The organism is Rathayibacter sp. AY1F2 (assembly GCF_002930885.1).
Classification (GTDB): domain Bacteria; phylum Actinomycetota; class Actinomycetes; order Actinomycetales; family Microbacteriaceae; genus Rathayibacter.
Genome location: NZ_PSVG01000017.1, coordinates 62,194 through 79,994 on the forward strand (window position 1 = coordinate 62,194; position 17,801 = coordinate 79,994).

Below are 17,801 nucleotides of genomic sequence, written 5' to 3' on the forward strand. Positions count from 1 at the left end.
GGAGGCGTGACCGCATCCGCGCTGCGACACGCGGTGCGCGACCCGGGGGAGGAGGCTCCGCTCAGCCCCTCGCGGCTGCGAGAGCGTCGGCGGCGAGCCGCACGGAGGCGTCCCGGCCGGTCAGCCAGAGCGGCACGGAGCGGGCGCGGAGCCCCGCCGACTCGAGCGCCGGGACCGCGTCCGCGTCCTCCTCGCCGACGAGCCAGGCGTCGAGGAGGCCGCCCCCGCTCCGGGCTCCGTAGTGCCGGCCGACGGCCTCGGCGGAGGTCTCGACGCCGATCGCGGCGAGGCAGGCGTCGGCCATGCCGCGCACCACCGCGCCTCCGATGACGGGGGAGACGCCCACGACGGGTGCGGAGGTCCGGCGGAGGGCGTCCGCGATCCCGGGCACTCCGAGGATCGTGCCGATCGAGACGACGGGATTGGAGGGGGCGACGAGCACCGCGTCGGTGTCGGCGATCGCCTCCAGCACGCCCGGGGCGGGGCGGGCGCTCTCCACCCCCTGCTGGACGAAGCGGCGCGCGGGCGCTGACGCCCGAAGCCGCACCCACCACTCCTCGAAGTGGAGGAGCCGCACGCCCTCGCCGGGAAGGTCGACCTCGACGTGGGTCTCGACGTCCTGGTCCGACATCGGCAGCAGGCGGACCCCCAGTGGCCAGCGGGCGGTGATCCGGGCGGTCGCCTCCGAGAGGGTGAGGCCGTCGCGCAGCATCGAGCTGCGGGCGATGTGGGTGCCGAGGTCGAGGTCGCCCAGGGTGAACCACGGCCAGCCGACGCCGAAGGCGGTGAGCTCGGCCGAGACCCGCTCGCTCTCGCCGGCCCGCCCCCAGCCGCGCTCCGTGTCGTTCACTCCGCCGAGCGCGTAGGTGATCGAGTCGAGGTCGGGGCAGACCTTGAGGCCGGTGAGCCACATGTCGTCGCCGGTGTTGACGACGACGGTGATCTCGCTCACCTCGCCGCCGGCGGCCTCGAGATCGCTGAGGTGCTCGCGGACCGCCGAGGTGAAGCGGGCGCCGCCGACGCCTCCGGCCAGGATCGTGATGCGCATCCGACCACGCTAGCGGCACCGACGGATTCCTCCCCCGGCGAGCCTTAATGCTGCGGATCCGCGCCGGAAACACCGGGGAAACGTCGAACCCCGACGATGAAGCCCTGTCCCCGGAGCCGGACGGTCCGTCATTGCCTTCGGGCCCGGCGGGGACCACAGTGGGTCCACGTCCCCGGCTCCGCACCGCCCGGCGGAGCACACCGGAGCCGGACAGGGACGCCCGAGCATGGAGGTACCGATGACCATCGTCCGCGCAGCGATCACCCAGACGACCTGGACCGGCGACAAGGAGTCGATGCTCGACAAGCACGAGCGGATGGCCCGGGACGCCGCAGCCGACGGCGCGCAGATCGTCTGCTTCCAGGAGCTGTTCTACGGCCCGTACTTCGGCATCACCCAGGACAAGAAGTACTACCGCTACGCCGAGCCCGCCGACGGGCCGATCGTGCAGCGCTTCGCGGCCCTCGCGAAGGAGCTGGGCGTGGTGATGATCCTCCCGATCTACGAGGAGGAGCAGACCGGCGTCTACTACAACACCGCGGTCGTGGTCGACGCCGACGGGACGATCCTCGGCAAGTACCGCAAGCACCACATCCCGCACCTGGACCGCTTCTGGGAGAAGTTCTACTTCCGGCCCGGGAACCTCGGCTACCCGGTCTTCGCCACCGCCGTCGGCAAGGTCGGCGTCCACATCTGCTACGACCGCCACTTCCCGGAGGGCTGGCGGGAGCTTGGCCTGAACGGCGCCCACCTCGTCTTCAACCCCAACGCCACCAAGCCCGGCCTGTCGAACCGCCTCTGGGAGGTCGAGGGCCCGGCGGCCGCGGTGGCGAACGGCTACTTCGTGCTGCAGCCCAACCGCGTCGGCCGGGAGGACAACGAGTACGGCGACCTCGCGGTCGACTTCTACGGCACCAGCCAGATCATCGATCCGCGCGGGGAGTTCGTCGGCGAGCGGGGCTCGGGCGAGGCCGAGGAGATCCTGATCCGCGACCTCGAGATGGACATGGTGCAGGAGATGCGCGACGACTGGCAGTTCTACCGGGACCGCCGGCCGGAGTCGTACACCAGCATCCCGAAGCCGTGACCGCAGACCGAGACGGGGAAGACCGATGAAGACCCTCATCACCGGCGGGACGGTCGTCAACGCGACCGGCACCGGAGCCGCTGACGTCCTGATCGACGGCGAGACCATCGCCGCCGTCCTCGCCCCCGGCTCCACGCTGCTGGGCTTCGATCTGGCGGCCCACGTCGACCGGGTGATCGACGCGCGCGGCAAGTACGTGATCCCGGGCGGGATCGACGCGCACACGCACATGGAGATGCCGTTCGGCGGCACCTCCGCCTCGGACACCTTCGAGACCGGCACGCGCGCCGCGGCCTGGGGCGGCACGACGTCGATCGTCGACTTCGTGGTGCAGTACCCGGGCGAGAGCGTCGTCGACCGGTTCCAGGCGTGGCAGGAGAAGGCGGCCGGCAACTGCGCGATCGACTACGGCTTCCACCAGATCCTCTCGGACGTGCAGGACTCCTCGCTCGTCGCGATGGACGAGCTGATGCGCGAGGGGGTGACCAGTTTCAAGCTGTTCATGGCCTACAAGGGCGTGTTCCTCTCGGACGACGGGCAGATCCTCCGGGCGTTCCAGAAGGGCGCGGAGAACGGCGCGATGATGATGATGCACGCCGAGAACGGCGCCCTCATCGACGAACTGGTGAAGCAGACCCTCGCCGCCGGGAACACCGCGCCGTACTTCCACGGCACCTCTCGACCCTGGCAGGCGGAGGAGGAGGCGACGCACCGGGCGATCATGATCGCCGACCTCACCGGCGCGCCGCTGTACATGGTGCACGTCTCCGCGAAGCAGGCGGTGGAGCAGATCGCGCAGGCCCGCGACCGCGGCATGAACGTCTTCGGCGAGACCTGCCCGCAGTACCTCTACCTCTCGCTCGAGGAGCAGCTCGGCGCGCCGAGCTTCGAGGGCGCGAAGTGGGTGTGCTCCACGCCGCTGCGCTCGAAGGCGGAGGGGCATCAGCACCACATGTGGCAGTCGCTGCGCACCAACGACATCCAGATGGTCTCGACCGATCACTGCCCCTTCTGCATGAAGGGCCAGAAGGACATGGGGATCGGCGACTTCTCGAAGATCCCCAACGGCATCGGCTCGGTGGAGCACCGGATGGACCTGATGTACCAGGGCGTGGTGTCGGGGCAGATCTCCCTGCCGCGCTGGGTCGAGCTCACCTCGACCACCCCGGCGCGGATGTTCGGGATGTACGGGAGGAAGGGCGTCATCCAGCCCGGGGCCGACGGCGACGTCGTCGTCTACGACCCGAGCGGGCACACCTCGATCGGGATCGGCGAGGGCCGAAGCCACCACATGAACATGGACTACTCGGCCTGGGAGGGCTTCGAGATCGACGGCCACGTCGACACGGTGATCTCCCGCGGCAGGGTCGTCGTCGACGACGGCTCCTACGTCGGCACGAAGGGCGACGGGGCGTACATCCCGCGCGGTCTGAGCCAGTACCTGATCTGAGCCGGCACCCGATCCGAGCCAGCACCTGATCGAGCAGAAGGAACCCCATGGACTTCGGAGTCGTCCTCCAGACCAACCCGCCCGCCTCGCGCACCGTCGCGCTCGCCGTCCTCGCGGAGACGCACGGCTTCGACTACGCGTGGACCTTCGACTCGCACCTGCTCTGGCAGGAGCCCTACGTGATCTACTCGCAGATCCTCGAGAGGACGCACCGGATCACGGTCGGCCCGATGGTCACCAACCCCGCCACGCGCGACTGGACGGTCATCGCCTCGCTGCACGCGACGCTCAACGAGATGTACGGGAACCGCACGGTGTGCGGGATCGGACGCGGCGACTCGGCGGTGAGGGTGACCGGAGGAGCTCCGACGACGCTCAAGACGCTGCGGGAGTCGATCCACGTCATCCGCGAGCTCGCCAACAGCCGTCCGGTCGAGTACAACGGCCAGACGCTGCAGTTCCCGTGGAGTCGGTGCTCGTCCCTGGAGATGTGGGTGGCCGCCTACGGCCCGCTCGCCCTGAAGCTCGCGGGCGAGGTCGGCGACGGCTTCATCCTGCAGCTGGCCGACGTGGACATCGCGCGCTGGATGATCGGCGCCGTCAAGGAGGCGGCGGCGAACGCCGGCCGGGATCCCGGGTCGCTGCAGTTCTGCGTCGCGGCGCCGATGTACATCGGCACCGACCGGGAGCACATGCGCGACCAGTGCCGCTGGTTCGGCGGGATGGTCGGCAACCACGTGGCCGACATCGTGGGCCGCTACGGCGCCTCCGGAGCGGTGCCGCAGGCGCTGACGGACTACATCGCCGGGCGCGAGGGCTACGACTACAACGAGCACGGCCGCGCGGGCAACAGCCACACCGCCTTCGTGCCGGACGAGATCGTGGAGCGCTTCTGCGTGCTGGGCACGGCGGACGAGCACGTCGAGAAGCTCCGGGCGCTCGCCGACATCGGCGTGACGCAGTTCGCGGGCTACCTCCAGCACGACAACAAGGAGGAGACGCTGCGCGTGTACGGCGAGCGGATCATCCCGGAGCTGCGCGAGCACATCGTGGCCCGCGCATGAGACCGGCCCTCGCGCGCGGGCTCGTGCTCGGCGCCGCCGGGCTGCTCCTGCTCGCGCTGGTGTGGGAGGGCTGGAAGGCGCTCGGGCCCGAGGCCGGGGTGGTCGTCGGAGGAGTCACGGTGCTCCCGCGCACGAGCGCCATCGCGATGCCCCACCTCTGGGAGATCGCGGCCCGGCTCGGCGAGCCGGTCACCGGAGCGCGGAACGCCCCGGCGCTCTGGTCGGCCGTCGTGGGGGCGAGCGCCTTCTCGCTCGGGATCGCCGCGGTCGGCTGGGTCGTCGGCACGGTCGTGGGGCTGCTCCTGGCTCTCCTGATGCAGCGGTTCCGCACGGCGGAGTCGGCGGTGCTGCCCTGGATCGTGCTGAGCCAGACGGTGCCCCTGATCGCGATCGCGCCACTGGTGCGGCGCTGGGGGTCGCAGCTCGAGCTCGGACCGGTGACCTGGGAGAACTGGATGTCGGTGGCCCTGATCGCCTCCTACCTCGCGTTCTTCCCCGTCTCGATCGGGGCGCTCCGCGGGCTCGGCTCGCCGACGGCCCACCAGGTCGAGCTGATGCACGTCTACGGCGTCGGCTGGTGGAAGACGCTGGTGCGCCTGAGGCTGCCGGCGAGCGTGCCCTACCTGCTGCCGGCCCTCCGGCTCGGAGCGGTCAGCGCCGTCGTCGGCACGATCGTCGCCGAGGTCTCGATCGGCCTGCGCGGCGGGATCGGCCGCATGATCATCGAGTTCGCCTCCGCTGCCGGAGGCGACCCCGCCAAGCCCTGGGCGCCGATCCTCGGGGCGGTGCTGGTGGGCCTCGCGGCCGCCGGCTCCGTCGCTCTGCTCGGCACCCTCCTCCGTCCGTACCGCCGAGGGGAGCAGCCCGCATGAGCCCTGCAGGATCCGCGGTCGTCGTCGACTCCGTCACGAGGACCTTCACCACCGCCCGCGCCGCGAGCGTCACGGCGCTCCAGGACGTCTCGCTCGAGGTGGCCGCGGGGGAGTTCGTCTCGCTGATCGGCCCGTCCGGCTGCGGCAAGTCGACGCTGCTGCGGCTGATCGCCGACCTCGACGAGCCGGACTCCGGCTCGATCGCGGTGTTCGGCAAGACGGCCCGGCAGGCGAGGCTCGACCAGGACTACGGGATCGCGTTCCAGCAGGCGGGCCTCCTGCCGTGGCGCACGATCCGGGCGAACATCGCCCTGCCGCTGGAGCTGCACGGCGTCGCCGCGACCGCCCGGCGCTCGCGCGTCGACGAGCTGCTGGCACTGGTCGGGCTCGGCGACTTCGCCGACTCCTACCCGGACCAGCTCTCCGGCGGGATGCAGCAGCGCGTCGCCATCGCGCGGGCGCTCGCCGAGAGCCCGCGCCTGCTCCTCATGGACGAGCCGTTCGGGGCGCTCGACGAGATGACCCGCGAACGGATGCAGACGGAGCTGCTGCGGATCCGGCGCGAGACCGGCGCCGCCGTCGTCTTCGTCACCCACTCGATCCCGGAGGCGGTGTTCCTCTCGGACCGCGTCGTGGTGATGTCGCCGCGGCCGGGCAGGATCCGCGACGTCCTCCCGGTCGGACTCCCCGGAGCATCCGAGCGCGACGCGGCGGTCAGGGAGGACACGGCGTTCTTCCGCGACGTGAGCGCCGTGCGCGAGCTGCTGCACGGCGATCCCGCCGCCGTGCCGCGCGGAGTGGAGAACCGGTGAGCACGACCGCGCTGGCGCGCAGCGTGCTCGCGCCGCTCGTGCTCGGGATCGCCGCGGTCCTGCTCTGGCAGGCCGGGGTCACCGCTCTGGCGATCCAGCCGTTCGTGCTCCCGTCGCCGCTGGCGATCGGACAGGAGTTCGCCGCGAACCTCGGCTCCGTCGCCGAGGGCAGCGCGGTGACCGGCCGCAACGCGCTGGTCGGCCTGCTGGTCGGCGCGGTGCTGGCGGTCGTGGTCGCCGGGCTCTCGGCGCTCGCGCGGGTCTTCGACGGACTGGTCGCGCCGATCGTGGCCGCGGCCGCCGTCGTGCCGATCGTCGCCCTCGCTCCGGTGCTCTACACGATGTTCGGAGCGAACGCCGAGACCGCGAGGCAGCTCGTCGCGGCGCTCGCCGTGTTCGTGCCGGTGTACGTGACGACGCTGCGCGGGCTGCGGCAGGCCGCTCCGGTGCACCGCGACCTGCTGAAGGCCTACGCGGCGACCCCCTGGCAGACCGCCCGCACGATCACGCTGCCCGGAGCAGTGCCCTACGTCTTCACGGGGCTCCGCATCGCCTCTTCGCTCGCGGTGATCTCGGCGCTGGTCGCCGAGTACTTCGGCGGACCCGTGGGCGGGCTCGGCAAGTCGATCACCACGGCGGCCTCGGGCAGCGACTACGCGCTCGCCTACGCCTACGTCCTGGGCGCCGTGCTCGTCGGCCTCGCGTTCTACTGCGTGACGGCCGCGCTCGAGGCGTTCGCGCTGCGGCGCAGCCGGCTGCGCTGAGCGCGGCGCCGCGCGTCCCCGCACCCTCCTCGATCCTCCCGATTCCCGATTCCCGATTCCCGACTCCACCCGACGCACCATCCGCACCGCCCGCATCATCAGCGCCACCTGCACCACAGCACCACCTGCACCGCCGCACCACGGGGCGCGCCGCACCGGCGACCCCGCAGACCGCACCAGGAGGACCCGTGACCAGACGCACCCGCATCACCCTGACGACGACCGCCGCCTTCGCGGCCGTGGGCCTCGCGCTCACCGGCTGCAGCGCCTCCGGCGGCTCCGACCCGGGGTCGGCTTCCAGCTCCGGCGGCCTCGCGCCGGTCACCCTGCAGCTGCAGTGGGTGGCCCAGGCGCAGTTCGCCGGGTACTACGCCGCGCTCGACCAGGGCTACTACGAGGACGAGGGCCTCGACGTGACGATCGCCGAGGGAGGCGGCGACATCGTCCCCCAGGACGTGCTCGCCTCGGGCGACGCGGACTACGCGATCTCCTGGGTGCCCAAGGTCCTCGGCTCGATCGAGCAGGGGGCCGGGATCACCGACGTCGCGCAGATCTTCGAGCGCAGCGCCACCACGCAGATCTCCTTCAAGGACAAGGGGATCACCTCGCCCGCCGACCTCGCCGGGAAGAGCGTGGGCAGCTGGGGCTACGGCAACGAGTGGGAGCTGTTCGCCGGCATGCAGAAGGACGGCGTCTCCCTCGACGACATCTCGCTGGTGCAGCAGCAGTTCGACATGAACGGCTTCCTCGCGGGCGACATCGACGCGGCCCAGGCGATGACCTACAACGAGTACGCCCAGGTCCTGGAGACCGTGAATCCCGCCACAGGCGAGCTGTACCAGCCGGACGATCTGAACGTCATCAGCTGGAACGACGTGGGCACCGCGATGCTCCAGGACGCGATCTGGGCGGACGCGGGCAGGCTCGCCGACGACGACGCGTACGCCGAGCAGACGGTCGCCTTCATCAAGGCCTCGATCAAGGGCTGGATCTTCGCGAAGGACGATCCGCAGGCGGCGGCCGACATCGTCACCGCGGCCGGATCCACCCTCGGCACCAGCCACCAGCTCTGGATGACCAACGAGGTCAACAAGCTGATCTGGCCCTCGACGAGCGGCGTCGGGATGATCGACGAGGCCGCGTGGCAGCAGACGGTCGACATCGCGAAGGAGACGGAGAACGAGACGGGGGCGACGATCATCAGCGCGGACCCGCCCGCCACCGCCTACTCGAACGAGTACGTCGAGGAGGCGCTCGCGGAGCTCGCCGACGAGGGAGTGGACACGAGCGGTGCCGACTACGCGCCGATCGACGTGACGCTGGAGGCCGGCGGCGCCTGAGCCCGGACTCCGCCCCTCCCGGCTCCTCCCCGGCCCCTCCCGCCCCGGAGGGGCCCGGGAGGGGTAGGCTGGATCCTCGTGACTACTTTCAAGAAGACGCCGTTCACCGTGAACGTGCGCGACCTCGTGAGGCGGCCGGGCGAGATGCGCGAGCACCGCCTCGAGCTCGAGGCGCCGGAGCCGTTCGGCGAGGGGATCGTCGCGGTCCGCAAGGGATCGGCCGTCGATCTCGACGTCCGGCTCGAGTCCGTGCACGAGGGGATCCTGGCCAGTGTCGAGGTGTCGGCGAGGGCCGACGGCGAGTGCAGCCGGTGCCTGACCGACATCTCCCTGCCTGTCGATGTCGAGTTCCAGGAACTTTTCGCGTACTCTTCTGACGAAGCTTTCGACTATGAGGTTCACGACGACCACGTGGATCTTGAACCTCTGGTCAGGGATGCGGTGGTTCTGTCGCTGCCGTTCCAGCCGGTCTGCCGGCCGGACTGTCCGGGCCTCGACCCCGTCACGGGGGAGCGGCTGGCCGATTCCTCCACGCCCGAACCCGAGGCGCCGCGCGACTCCCGGTGGGCCGCGCTCGCAGGGTTGAGCGAGGGGGACGGCGGGGCCGCAGCGCCCGGAGCTTCCACCGACAGAGCTTCCGCAGACAGCGGTGAGGGCGCGACCGCCCGCACCGAATCCGACTAGAGGTAGAGAAGAGAGAATCATGGCTGTTCCCAAGAGGAAGAAGTCCCGCGCGAACACCCACGCCCGTCGTTCGCAGTGGAAGGCCGAGGTCCCCACCCTCGTCAAGACCATCGAGAACGGCAAGGTCGTCTACAGCCTTCCCCACCGCGCCAAGGTCGTCGAGGACTCCGCGGGCACCGCGCTGTTCCTCGAGTACAAGGGCCGCAAGGTCGCCGACGTCTGATCCCGCTCCTGGTCCGCACGGCGCGGGGCGCACCGCCCCTCGACGAACGGACCGCGGTCCATGGTGAACCAGACCTCCGCACGACCCTCCAGCGACGACCGGTCGCGTCTGGAGGCCACGCTCGGCGTGAGCCTCGACGGTGAGCTCTTCGAGCTCGCCCTGACGCACCGGTCGTTCGCTTTCGAGCACGGCGGCATCCCGCACAACGAGCGCCTCGAGTTCCTCGGCGACTCGATCCTCGGGCAGGCCGTGACCGTCATGCTCTACACCGAGTACCCCGCCCTCAGCGAGGGCGACCTGGCCAAGCGCCGGGCGAGCCTGGTCTCGACCGTCGCGCTCGCCGAGATCGCCCGCGGCATCGGCCTGGGCGAGTTCCTCCGCCTCGGACGCGGCGAGGAGCTGACCGGCGGCCGCGACAAGGCGTCGATCCTCGCCGACACCGTCGAGGCCATCATCGGCGCCGTCTACCTGGGCACCGGCCCCGACGCGGCCCGCGACCTGGTGCTGCGCCTGATCGCCCCTCTGCGGGCCGATCCGCTCCGCTTCGGCGTCTCGATGGACCCGAAGACGAGCCTCCAGGAGGCGGCCGCCGAGCGCGGTGCGCCGGCCCCGCGCTACGAGATCGCCGCCACCGGCCCCGACCACAACAAGGTGTTCGTCGCCACCGTGATCGTCGGCGGACTCGTCACCGCCCGCGGCGAGGGGACGAGCAAGAAGGCGGCCGAGATGGCCGCCGCGCTCGACGCGTGGACGCGTCTGGCGGCCCCCGGCGCACCCGCCGCTCCCGCGGTCTCGGACTGACCGTGCCCGAGCTGCCCGAGGTCGAGGTGGTGCGGGCGGGCCTCGCTCCCGCGGTCACCGGCTCCCTGGTGACCGGCGTCGAGATCGTCGACGAGCGCTCGCTGAAGCGGCACGTGCATCCGCACGGGACCTTCGAGCGCCTGCTCGTCGGGCGCCGGCTCGAAGCGGCGGTGCGGCGCGGGAAGTTCCTCTGGCTGCCCGCGGGCCGCGACGAAGCGCTGCTGGTACACCTCGGCATGAGCGGTCAGGTGCTGCTGCGCACGGCGGATGCGGCGCTGCCGCGGCTGGCGCGCATCCGGATCGGGATCGAGCACCCCGAGCACGGCGAGCTCGCCCTGCACTTCGTCGACCAGCGGATCTTCGGCTCGATGGCGGTCGACGCTCTGGTGCCGACCCCGGACGGAGCGCCGGGCGGCTACGCGGGCGAGGAGGCCCGCGGAGGCGGCTGGCTGCGCGCCGTGCCCTCGCAGGTCGCGCACATCGCCCGCGATCCGCTCGACCCCTCCTTCGACCTGGGCTCGGTCGTCGCATCGCTGGCGAGGAGGAGCAGCGGGATCAAGCGGGCGCTGCTCGACCAGACGCTCGTGAGCGGCATCGGGAACATCTACGCGGACGAGTCGCTGTGGGCGGCGGAGCTGCACCCGGAGCGGCCGAGCTCGTCGCTCGGCGAGGCGCGCATCCGCCGCCTCTTCGCCGAGGTGCGCTCGGTGCTCGAACGGGCGCTGGCCGAGGGCGGCACCAGCTTCGATGCGCAGTACGTGAACGTGAACGGTGCCTCCGGCTACTTCTCGCACAGCCTGCACGCCTACGGGCAGACGGGGAAGCCGTGCGCCCGGTGCGGCGCGGCGATCGAGCGGGTGCCGTTCATGAACCGCTCCTCGCACCTCTGCCCGCACTGCCAGCAGCTGCCGCGCTGACGCGCCGGGAGGCGCCGCCTCAGGCGGCGGCGTCGGCGGGCGCCGGAGCGTACCGGGAGTGGACGACGAGCTCGCCCAGCAGCGTCGCGACGAGCGTGATGACCGCGGCGATCGCCAGGCCGAGCCAGAGTCCGACCAGCAGGGCGAGCGCGCCGACTCCGGCACCCGCGGCGATCAGGACGATCGCCGCCGCGCGGCGGAACCACGGCTGACCGGAACCACCCGCCAGGCGGGAGTCCGCAGCGAGGCCCGTGATCGTCGAGGTGACGACGACCGTCGTGACGTCCTTGACGGCGAGGTGGCGGGCGGTCGCGGCCTGGAGGCCCATCGCCCCGCCCAGCACGCCGGTGACGGTGAAGGCGAGCGGCTCGGGGTGCTCAGGCACGACCGCGAGCACGATCGCCAGGACGCCGAGCAGGATGCCGACCACCGCGAAGAGCCAGGTCGAGCGCGAGGTCCAGCCCTTCTTCACCGGGCGGAGCACCCGGCCGCCGATCACGGCGCCGATCATGAAGGCGCCCAGCGCGATCAGGGGGCCGACCACGGGCAGGTCGGCCGCGCCGGAGAGGGCCATGCCGAGGATGACGACGTTGCCGGTCATGTTGCCGGCGAAGACGCGGTCGAGCCCGAGGTACCCGACGGCGTCGATGATGCCGGTCGAGAAGGTGAGGGCGAGCATCAGGCCGAGGGTCGCGCCCTCGGAGCGGGTGCGCAGGCGTCGGAACACGGGAGTCCTGTCGTCGGGGGCGGGTCTGGAGAATCGTGGCACACGCGTGCACATGCTCGAAACACGGCGCGGTTAGGGTCGGACGGCGCGGACGGGCCGCGCGGGAGGCGGACGTGCATGCGGTGGACGGAGTGGGCGGTGCAGCCCGGTGAGGGAGTGCCGCCGGGGGTGGACTACCTGCCGGCCGAGCCCGGTTCGGTGCTGTGGGGGCGCCTGCCGTGCGCGGCGGACGCCCCCGTGCTCACCGTCGACTCGGGGGCCGAGGTCGTCATCGACACGCTCAGCCACGAGGGCGTGCTGGAGGACCAGGGCCGCGATCCGGTCGCCTTCTTCGGGCGCCACGGAGTCGCTCCGGAGGGGGTGCTGCGCGACGCGGTCGCGCTCGCCGCGGACGGGCCGTTCCGCGACGGCGAGACGGACGGGCCGCACGTGGTCACGGGGCCGATCGCCGTCCGGGGAGCGCTGCCGGGGGACCTGCTCCGGATGACCCTCCTCGAGGCCGAGCCGCGCGTGCCGTACGGAGTCGTCTCGAACCGGCACGGCCGCGGCGCGCTGCCGGGCGAGTACCCGCTGCAGGAGGGGCCGTTCAGCGTCTTCGCGCGCGTCGACGAGGACGCGCAGGGCGGTCTCCGCGGCGTGATCCCGCTGGTGCCGGGAGGAGAGCGGGCCGCCCGATTCCCGCTCCGGCCGTTCCTCGGGATCATGGGCGTCGCCGTCGCAGGGGAGGAGCGCCCGCACTCCGTGCCGCCCGGTGCGCACGGGGGCAACATCGACATCGCACTGCTGACCGCCGGAACCAGCCTCTACCTTCCCGTGCAGGTCCCGGGCGCGCTCGCGTACGTCGGGGATCCCCACTTCGCGCAGGGCGACGGCGAGGTGGCGCTGACGGCGATGGAGGCGAGCCTGCGCGTCCGGGTGCGCCTGGAGGTAGTCCCGCGCGCCGAGGCGCTCGCGGCGTTCGGGGAGCTGCTCGGGCCGATGGGGGAGACCGGCGAGTTCCTCGTGCCCACCGGGATGGACGAGGACCTGGACGTCGCCGTGCAGAAGTGCGTCCGCGCGGCCATCGCGCTGCTGGCGGCCCGCTACGGGATGGACCCGGCTCACGCCTACGCCTACCTCAGCGCGGCGACCGACTTCGACATCTCGCAGGTCGTCGACCTGGTGAAGGGCGTGCACGCCCGCGTCCGGACGGCCGACTTCGATGACTGACCCGCGGGTGACGACGCTCGAGGGTGACCTGCCGGACGGGCTGGTGGACGCGGTTCTGGCGTACGAGGCGGCGCTCGGGGCTGACGACGTCGCGGCGCTCGCCGACGCGTTCGTGGACGCGCCGACGACGCTCCGGGGCGACGCCTCCGGACTGCTCGTCGGCCACGCGGTCATCACCGGCTTCCGGGGTCGTCGCGGCGGGGCGCCGGTGCGGGAGCTGGTCGAGCTGCACGTGCGGGCGGTCGATGCGGACACGGCGCTCGTGGTCAGCGTGAACGCTCCGGCCCGTGGCGGGCGCGGGCTCGTCACGCAGCTGTGGTCGCGCGAGGGCGGGACCTGGAGGGTGCGCGCCGCGCAGGTGCAGGCGCCCTCGCCCGCGCTGGACCCCCGTGTCTGGCGGGCGGTCGGCGCGCCGCTCGTGCCGGCCGCCGGCTCCGGGACCCTCGACGGACTGGACGTCGCGGTCAAGGACCTCTTCGCGATCGAGGGCCAGCGGATCGGCGCGGGAGTGCCGGCCCGCCTCGCTTCCGCGCCGATCGAGGCGGCGACCGCTCCGGCCGTCGCGCAGCTGCTCGCAGCGGGAGCGTCGGTGCGCGGGATCGCTCAGACCGATGAGTTCGCCTACAGCATCGCCGGCCGGAACTCCGGCTACGGGACGCCGCCCAATCCGGCCGTGCCCGGAGCGATCCCGGGCGGATCGTCGAGCGGACCGGCGACCGCCGTGTCGCTCGGGCAGGCAGCCGTCGGGCTGGCGACCGACACCGCGGGATCGATCCGGGTACCCGCCTCCTACCAGGGCCTGTGGGGGCTGAGGACGACCCACGGTGCAGTGCCCGTCGAGGGGCTGCTGCCGCTGGCGCCGAGCTTCGACACCGTCGGGTGGCTGACGCGGGACCTCGGCACGCTGAGGCGGGTGGCCGAGGTCTGCCTGCCGTCCGGCCCGCCGGTGCGGAGTCTCGCGGTGGCGCCGGCACTGCTGGGCGGAGTGGACGCGGCCGTCCGGGCGGCGTTCGGATCGGCCGTCGGGAGGATGAGCACCGAGGAGGTCGAGCTGCCCCCCGTGGCGGAGATGCTCGAGGCGTTCCGGCTCGTGCAGGCGGCGGAGGCGTGGCGGTCGAGCGGCTCGTGGGTCGCGGCGCATCCGGGAGTGCTGGCGGCGGACGTGCAGGCGCGCTTCGACGCGGCCTCGCTCGTCGACGAGCAGACGGAGGCGGCCGCACGGGCGCGGGTCGCGGGGTTCCGGGAGGCGCTCGACCGTGCGCTCGAGGGGCGGGTGCTCCTCCTGCCGTCGACGTCGTCGGTGGCGCCGGCCCTCGATGCGTCGGCCGAGGCGATCGACGCGGCGCGGACGGCGACGCTCGGCCTGACCTGTGTCGCCGGGATCGGCGGGTATCCGGCGCTGTCGGTGCCGCGGTCGAGTGTCGGCGGCGCTCCGGTGGGGCTCTGCCTGGTGGGACCGCGGGGGTCGGATCTCGCACTGCTGGAGCTGGCCGGCATGCTCTGAGAGGGGCCACGCCCGGAGCTCGTTCTCTCCCTCGTCGCGAATCGGGGTGGACGCCGTGACCCGTTCTCCCGCTCGCCGCCTCTCCCTCTCCCTCTCCCTCTCCCTCTCCCTCTCCCTCTCCCTCTCCCTCTCCCTTTCTCTTTCTCTCTCGCTCCGTCCCTCCGTCCCTCGTCGTGGATCCGAGGCGGAAGCTGCGCCGTCGTGGCCGAGTCGCTGCGCTGACCGCTGTCCTCGAGTGCGATCTCAGCGGTGAGCAGGGGCGCCGAGCCCGGAGGGTGGAACGAGCCCGGGTGCAGCGAGTGCGGGCTCGGTGGACCGGTTCGTCGGCGGGCGCGTCGGACGACCGTCTTCCACGGCTCGGCCCTCGGCTGAGCCAGGCCGGTGGATCGGACCCGCGCGGCGCGAGCGGGCGTGCACGAGCACGCCCGCTGGAGCACGCGCTGGAGCATGCCCGCAGGAGCGCGGCTCCTTCCGCCGTCAGAACGGGGGCGGCGCATCGCTGAAGCTCGGCCTGCGCTGCGGCGGGGCTGGCGGCGCGGGCGGATCGGGTGGACGGGTGACCACGCGGCGGCCCGTGGGGGTGGTCCAGTCGGCCGATCCGTCGGGGTGGAGCGTGTAGGTCCAGCGGTCGCCGTGGCGGACGTGGTGGTGGGCGACGCAGAGCGACGCCAGGTTGTCGAGGGCGGTGGCGCCTCCGTGACGCCACTCGAGCGTGTGGTCGGCCTCGGCGGTCGCCGCGGGCCGGGTGCAGCCGGGGAAGCGGCATGTCCGGTCGCGCAGCTGGAGGGCGAGGCGCATCCGCGGGGGAGGGAGGCGGTGCGTGCGTCCGACGGAGACCACGGCGCCCGTGCTCGGATGGGTGAGCACCGGGGTGACGGCCGAGTCGGCTCCGAGGAGCTCGCGCGCGACGCCGGCCGGGATGAGGCCGTAGCCGTCCAGTTCCGCGGGGGTCTCGTCCTGCCCGGCCGCGGTGCTCGCGGCGAGGGTCAGACGCACCTCGGCCCGGATGCCGCGAGCGGACGTGCGCGGACGCTCGTCGCCCGGCGCCGTGCCGGACACGTCGCCGTCGCAGAGCAGGTCGACCAGGGCGTCGGCCCGCAGCTGCGCGAGCGTGCGCTCCTCCGCTGCACCGCTCCCGTCGCGTAGGGCGCGGGCGATCCGGTCGAGCCGCGCGAGCGCACCGAACGCTGCCGGAGCGGGGAGGGTCGCGCAGAGCGTGGCCATGCCGTCCTGCTCGGGCGAGACCCGGACCGACCGGTCCTCCCGAGCGCGGGCGTGCCGGTCGGCCAAAGGACTCTCGTGGAGTTCGTCCCGCAGCCGGGCGAGGCGTCGCCGCAGCTGGGTCGGCGTCATCGAGGCGGCCAGTCCCGCGGCGCGCTCGTCGAACTCCGGGAGGGTGGCCGGCGGCAGGGTGGCCGCGACTCCGCAGATGATCTGCCCCGCCTCCCAGCGCAACCGCGCCTCGGCCAGCGCGGCGCGCGTGCAGGGCAGGTGGTCGACCAGCAGACGGGCGTGCTCGAGCTCGCGCGCGGCCACACGCTCGGACACGGCGAGTGCGACGGCGAGCTCGGCCCGGACGGAGCGCTCCACGAGGTCGCGCGACTCGGCGGGAGACTTGCCGCGGGCGAACGCCTCCGGGCGACGCAGAGCAGCCCTGTACGCCTCGTGCAGCGCCTCGGCGGAGGCGAGGTGGAGCGGAGCCGCGGAGCGGGCGAGCAGCGCCGCACGGCCGCCGAGGGCGCGGACCTCCTCGAGTCCCTGCCGCATCCCATCCGCCATACCCGTATTGAACCAGCGACCACCGACACGCGGGCAGCAGATGCGCCCGATCGGGAGGACCCGCTTCCGGAAGACGTCTGTGGAGGAGCGTCTGTCGAGAATCTCGACCCCCGCCACACCGCGAAACACCGGCGAAACGTCCGTCGCATAGGCTCTCCGGGTGAAACGACTGTTTCTCTCCCGCTCGTGAAGAGGTGGCTCATGACCGCGCCCGCACCGTTCCTCCCCGTCGATCCGCCGCCTCGCCTGCTGATGGGGCCGGGCCCGATCAACGCGGATCCGCGCGTCCTGCGTGCGATGTCGGCGCAGCTGGTCGGGCAGTACGACCCGTTCATGACGGCGACGATGACGGAGACGCAGGAGCTGTACCGGCAGGTGTTCCGCACCCGCAACGAGAAGACAATGCTCGTCGACGGCACGAGCCGTGCGGGCATCGAGGCGGCGCTGGTCTCGATGCTGGAGCCGGGCGACCGCGTGCTCGTGCCGGTGTTCGGGCGGTTCGGGCACCTCCTCCGGGAGATCGCGGAGCGCTGCGGCGCGGAGGTGCACGTGATCGAGGCCGAGTGGGGGCAGGTCTTCCCCGTCTCGGCGATCGCCGAGGCCCTGGCCCGGGTGAAGCCGAAGATGCTGGCCGTGGTCCACGGCGACACGTCGACCACCATGGCGCAGCCGCTGGAGGAGCTCGGCGCCCTCTGCGAGAAGCACGGCGCCCTCTTCTACACCGACGTCACCGCCTCCGTCGCGGGCAACGCCTTCGCGACCGACGAGCTCGGGCTCGACGCGGTCACCGCGGGGCTCCAGAAGTGCCTGGGCGGCCCGTCCGGATCGGCTCCCGTCACCTTCTCGGAGAAGGCCGTCGCGGTGATCGAGTCGCGCAAAAGCATCGAGGCGGGGATCCGCGACGAGGGCGACACTGTCAGCGCCCGCCGCGTCCGCTCCAACTACTTCGACCTCGGCATGATCTTCGACTACTGGGGGCCGCGCCGCCTCAACCACCACACCGAGGCGACCACGATGCTCTACGGCGCGCGCGAGTGCGCCCGCATCGTCGTCGAGGAGGGCCTGGACGAGACGGTCGCCCGCCACGCGCTGCACGGGTCGGCGATGCTCGCCGGAGTCCGCGGCCTCGATCTCGAGGTGTTCGGCGACGTCGGGCACAAGATGACGAACGTCGTCGCGGTGCGCATCCCGCAGGGCGTGAACGGTGACGCGGTGCGCGGGGAGATGCTCGCCGACTTCGGCATCGAGATCGGCACGTCCTTCGGGCCGCTACACGGGAAGGTCTGGCGCATCGGCACGATGGGCTACAACGCCCGGACGGACGCGGTGCTGACCACCCTGGCGGCGCTGGAGGCGGTGCTGCGCCGCGCGGGCGCCTCCGTGCCGGTGGGCGGCGGAGTCACGGGGGCCTACGAGGTCTACGGGGCGGCACGCGCATGACCGGCACCACCACGCCTGTCCCTTATACACCTCTGACGCCCCCGCCGAACACGATCGTGTAGCCCTCGCTGGTCGCCGCC

Annotated in this window: 17 protein-coding genes; 14 read left to right on the plus strand and 3 right to left on the minus strand. The window is 72.5% G+C overall.

What is annotated here, in order from left to right; genetic code table 11:
- Positions 1–61: 61 nt before the first annotated feature.
- A complete protein-coding gene (gene cofD / locus C5C54_RS12975) occupies positions 62–1,048 on the minus strand; it encodes a 2-phospho-L-lactate transferase (protein WP_104288497.1) in 987 nt (328 codons plus the stop codon).
- Between the two features lie 238 nt (positions 1,049–1,286).
- Here cofD and C5C54_RS12980 point away from each other — a divergent pair, with 238 nt between their 5' ends.
- From C5C54_RS12980 to mutM, 11 genes are all read left to right on the plus strand, one after another.
- Positions 1,287–2,135 carry a nitrilase-related carbon-nitrogen hydrolase gene (locus tag C5C54_RS12980; protein WP_104288498.1) on the plus strand — a complete coding sequence of 283 codons (849 nt, stop codon included), beginning with the start codon at positions 1,287–1,289 and terminating at the stop codon, positions 2,133–2,135.
- 25 nt (positions 2,136–2,160) lie between these two features.
- On the plus strand, positions 2,161–3,585 hold the full coding sequence (hydA, locus tag C5C54_RS12985) for a dihydropyrimidinase (protein ID WP_104288499.1): 1,425 nt from the start codon (positions 2,161–2,163) through the stop codon (positions 3,583–3,585).
- A gap of 47 nt (positions 3,586–3,632) precedes the next feature.
- On the plus strand, positions 3,633–4,649 hold the full coding sequence (locus tag C5C54_RS12990; protein ID WP_104288500.1) for a TIGR03842 family LLM class F420-dependent oxidoreductase: 1,017 nt from the start codon (positions 3,633–3,635) through the stop codon (positions 4,647–4,649).
- A complete protein-coding gene (locus C5C54_RS12995; protein ID WP_104226662.1) occupies positions 4,646–5,521 on the plus strand; it encodes an ABC transporter permease in 876 nt (291 codons plus the stop codon). The genes C5C54_RS12990 and C5C54_RS12995 overlap by 4 nt, the downstream gene beginning before the upstream one ends.
- On the plus strand, positions 5,518–6,333 hold the full coding sequence (locus tag C5C54_RS13000) for an ABC transporter ATP-binding protein (RefSeq protein WP_104226661.1): 816 nt from the start codon (positions 5,518–5,520) through the stop codon (positions 6,331–6,333). Before C5C54_RS12995 ends, C5C54_RS13000 begins: the two co-directional genes overlap by 4 nt.
- Positions 6,330–7,097 (plus strand): ABC transporter permease, encoded by a 768-nt coding sequence (locus C5C54_RS13005; RefSeq protein WP_104226660.1) that lies wholly within the window; start codon positions 6,330–6,332, stop codon positions 7,095–7,097. Before C5C54_RS13000 ends, C5C54_RS13005 begins: the two co-directional genes overlap by 4 nt.
- Before the next feature lie 188 nt (positions 7,098–7,285).
- Positions 7,286–8,437, plus strand: coding sequence for an ABC transporter substrate-binding protein (locus tag C5C54_RS13010; RefSeq protein ID WP_258063325.1), 1,152 nt, complete (start codon positions 7,286–7,288; stop codon positions 8,435–8,437).
- A 144-nt stretch (positions 8,438–8,581) separates the two neighbouring features.
- A complete protein-coding gene (locus C5C54_RS13015) occupies positions 8,582–9,121 on the plus strand; it encodes a DUF177 domain-containing protein (protein WP_104288506.1) in 540 nt (179 codons plus the stop codon).
- 19 nt (positions 9,122–9,140) lie between these two features.
- Positions 9,141–9,344 carry a 50S ribosomal protein L32 gene (rpmF, locus tag C5C54_RS13020; RefSeq protein WP_104223482.1) on the plus strand — a complete coding sequence of 68 codons (204 nt, stop codon included), beginning with the start codon at positions 9,141–9,143 and terminating at the stop codon, positions 9,342–9,344.
- Between the two features lie 60 nt (positions 9,345–9,404).
- Positions 9,405–10,145 (plus strand): ribonuclease III, encoded by a 741-nt coding sequence (gene rnc, locus C5C54_RS13025; RefSeq protein ID WP_104250952.1) that lies wholly within the window; start codon positions 9,405–9,407, stop codon positions 10,143–10,145.
- Positions 10,146–10,147: 2 nt separating this feature from the next.
- Complete coding sequence (mutM, locus tag C5C54_RS13030; protein ID WP_104288507.1) at positions 10,148–11,062, plus strand: bifunctional DNA-formamidopyrimidine glycosylase/DNA-(apurinic or apyrimidinic site) lyase; 915 nt, start codon at positions 10,148–10,150, stop codon at positions 11,060–11,062.
- 19 nt (positions 11,063–11,081) lie between these two features.
- Here the strand turns inward: mutM and C5C54_RS13035 are convergent, their stop codons facing one another.
- A complete protein-coding gene (locus tag C5C54_RS13035; protein WP_308470741.1) occupies positions 11,082–11,789 on the minus strand; it encodes a YoaK family protein in 708 nt (235 codons plus the stop codon).
- Positions 11,790–11,906: 117 nt separating this feature from the next.
- On the opposite strand from C5C54_RS13035, the gene C5C54_RS13040 reads away from it, so the two are divergent.
- Both C5C54_RS13040 and C5C54_RS13045 read left to right on the plus strand, forming a co-directional pair.
- A complete protein-coding gene (locus C5C54_RS13040; RefSeq protein WP_104226656.1) occupies positions 11,907–12,998 on the plus strand; it encodes an acetamidase/formamidase family protein in 1,092 nt (363 codons plus the stop codon).
- Positions 12,991–14,502 (plus strand): AtzH-like domain-containing protein, encoded by a 1,512-nt coding sequence (locus tag C5C54_RS13045; protein ID WP_104288501.1) that lies wholly within the window; start codon positions 12,991–12,993, stop codon positions 14,500–14,502. Before C5C54_RS13040 ends, C5C54_RS13045 begins: the two co-directional genes overlap by 8 nt.
- 477 nt (positions 14,503–14,979) lie before the next feature.
- Here the strand turns inward: C5C54_RS13045 and C5C54_RS13050 are convergent, their stop codons facing one another.
- A complete protein-coding gene (locus C5C54_RS13050) occupies positions 14,980–16,281 on the minus strand; it encodes an HNH endonuclease signature motif containing protein (RefSeq protein WP_104288502.1) in 1,302 nt (433 codons plus the stop codon).
- Between the two features lie 201 nt (positions 16,282–16,482).
- On the opposite strand from C5C54_RS13050, the gene C5C54_RS13055 reads away from it, so the two are divergent.
- Positions 16,483–17,721: an alanine--glyoxylate aminotransferase family protein gene (locus C5C54_RS13055; protein WP_258063326.1), complete on the plus strand. Its 1,239-nt coding sequence runs from the start codon at positions 16,483–16,485 to the stop codon at positions 17,719–17,721.
- Positions 17,722–17,801 lie beyond the last annotated feature (80 nt).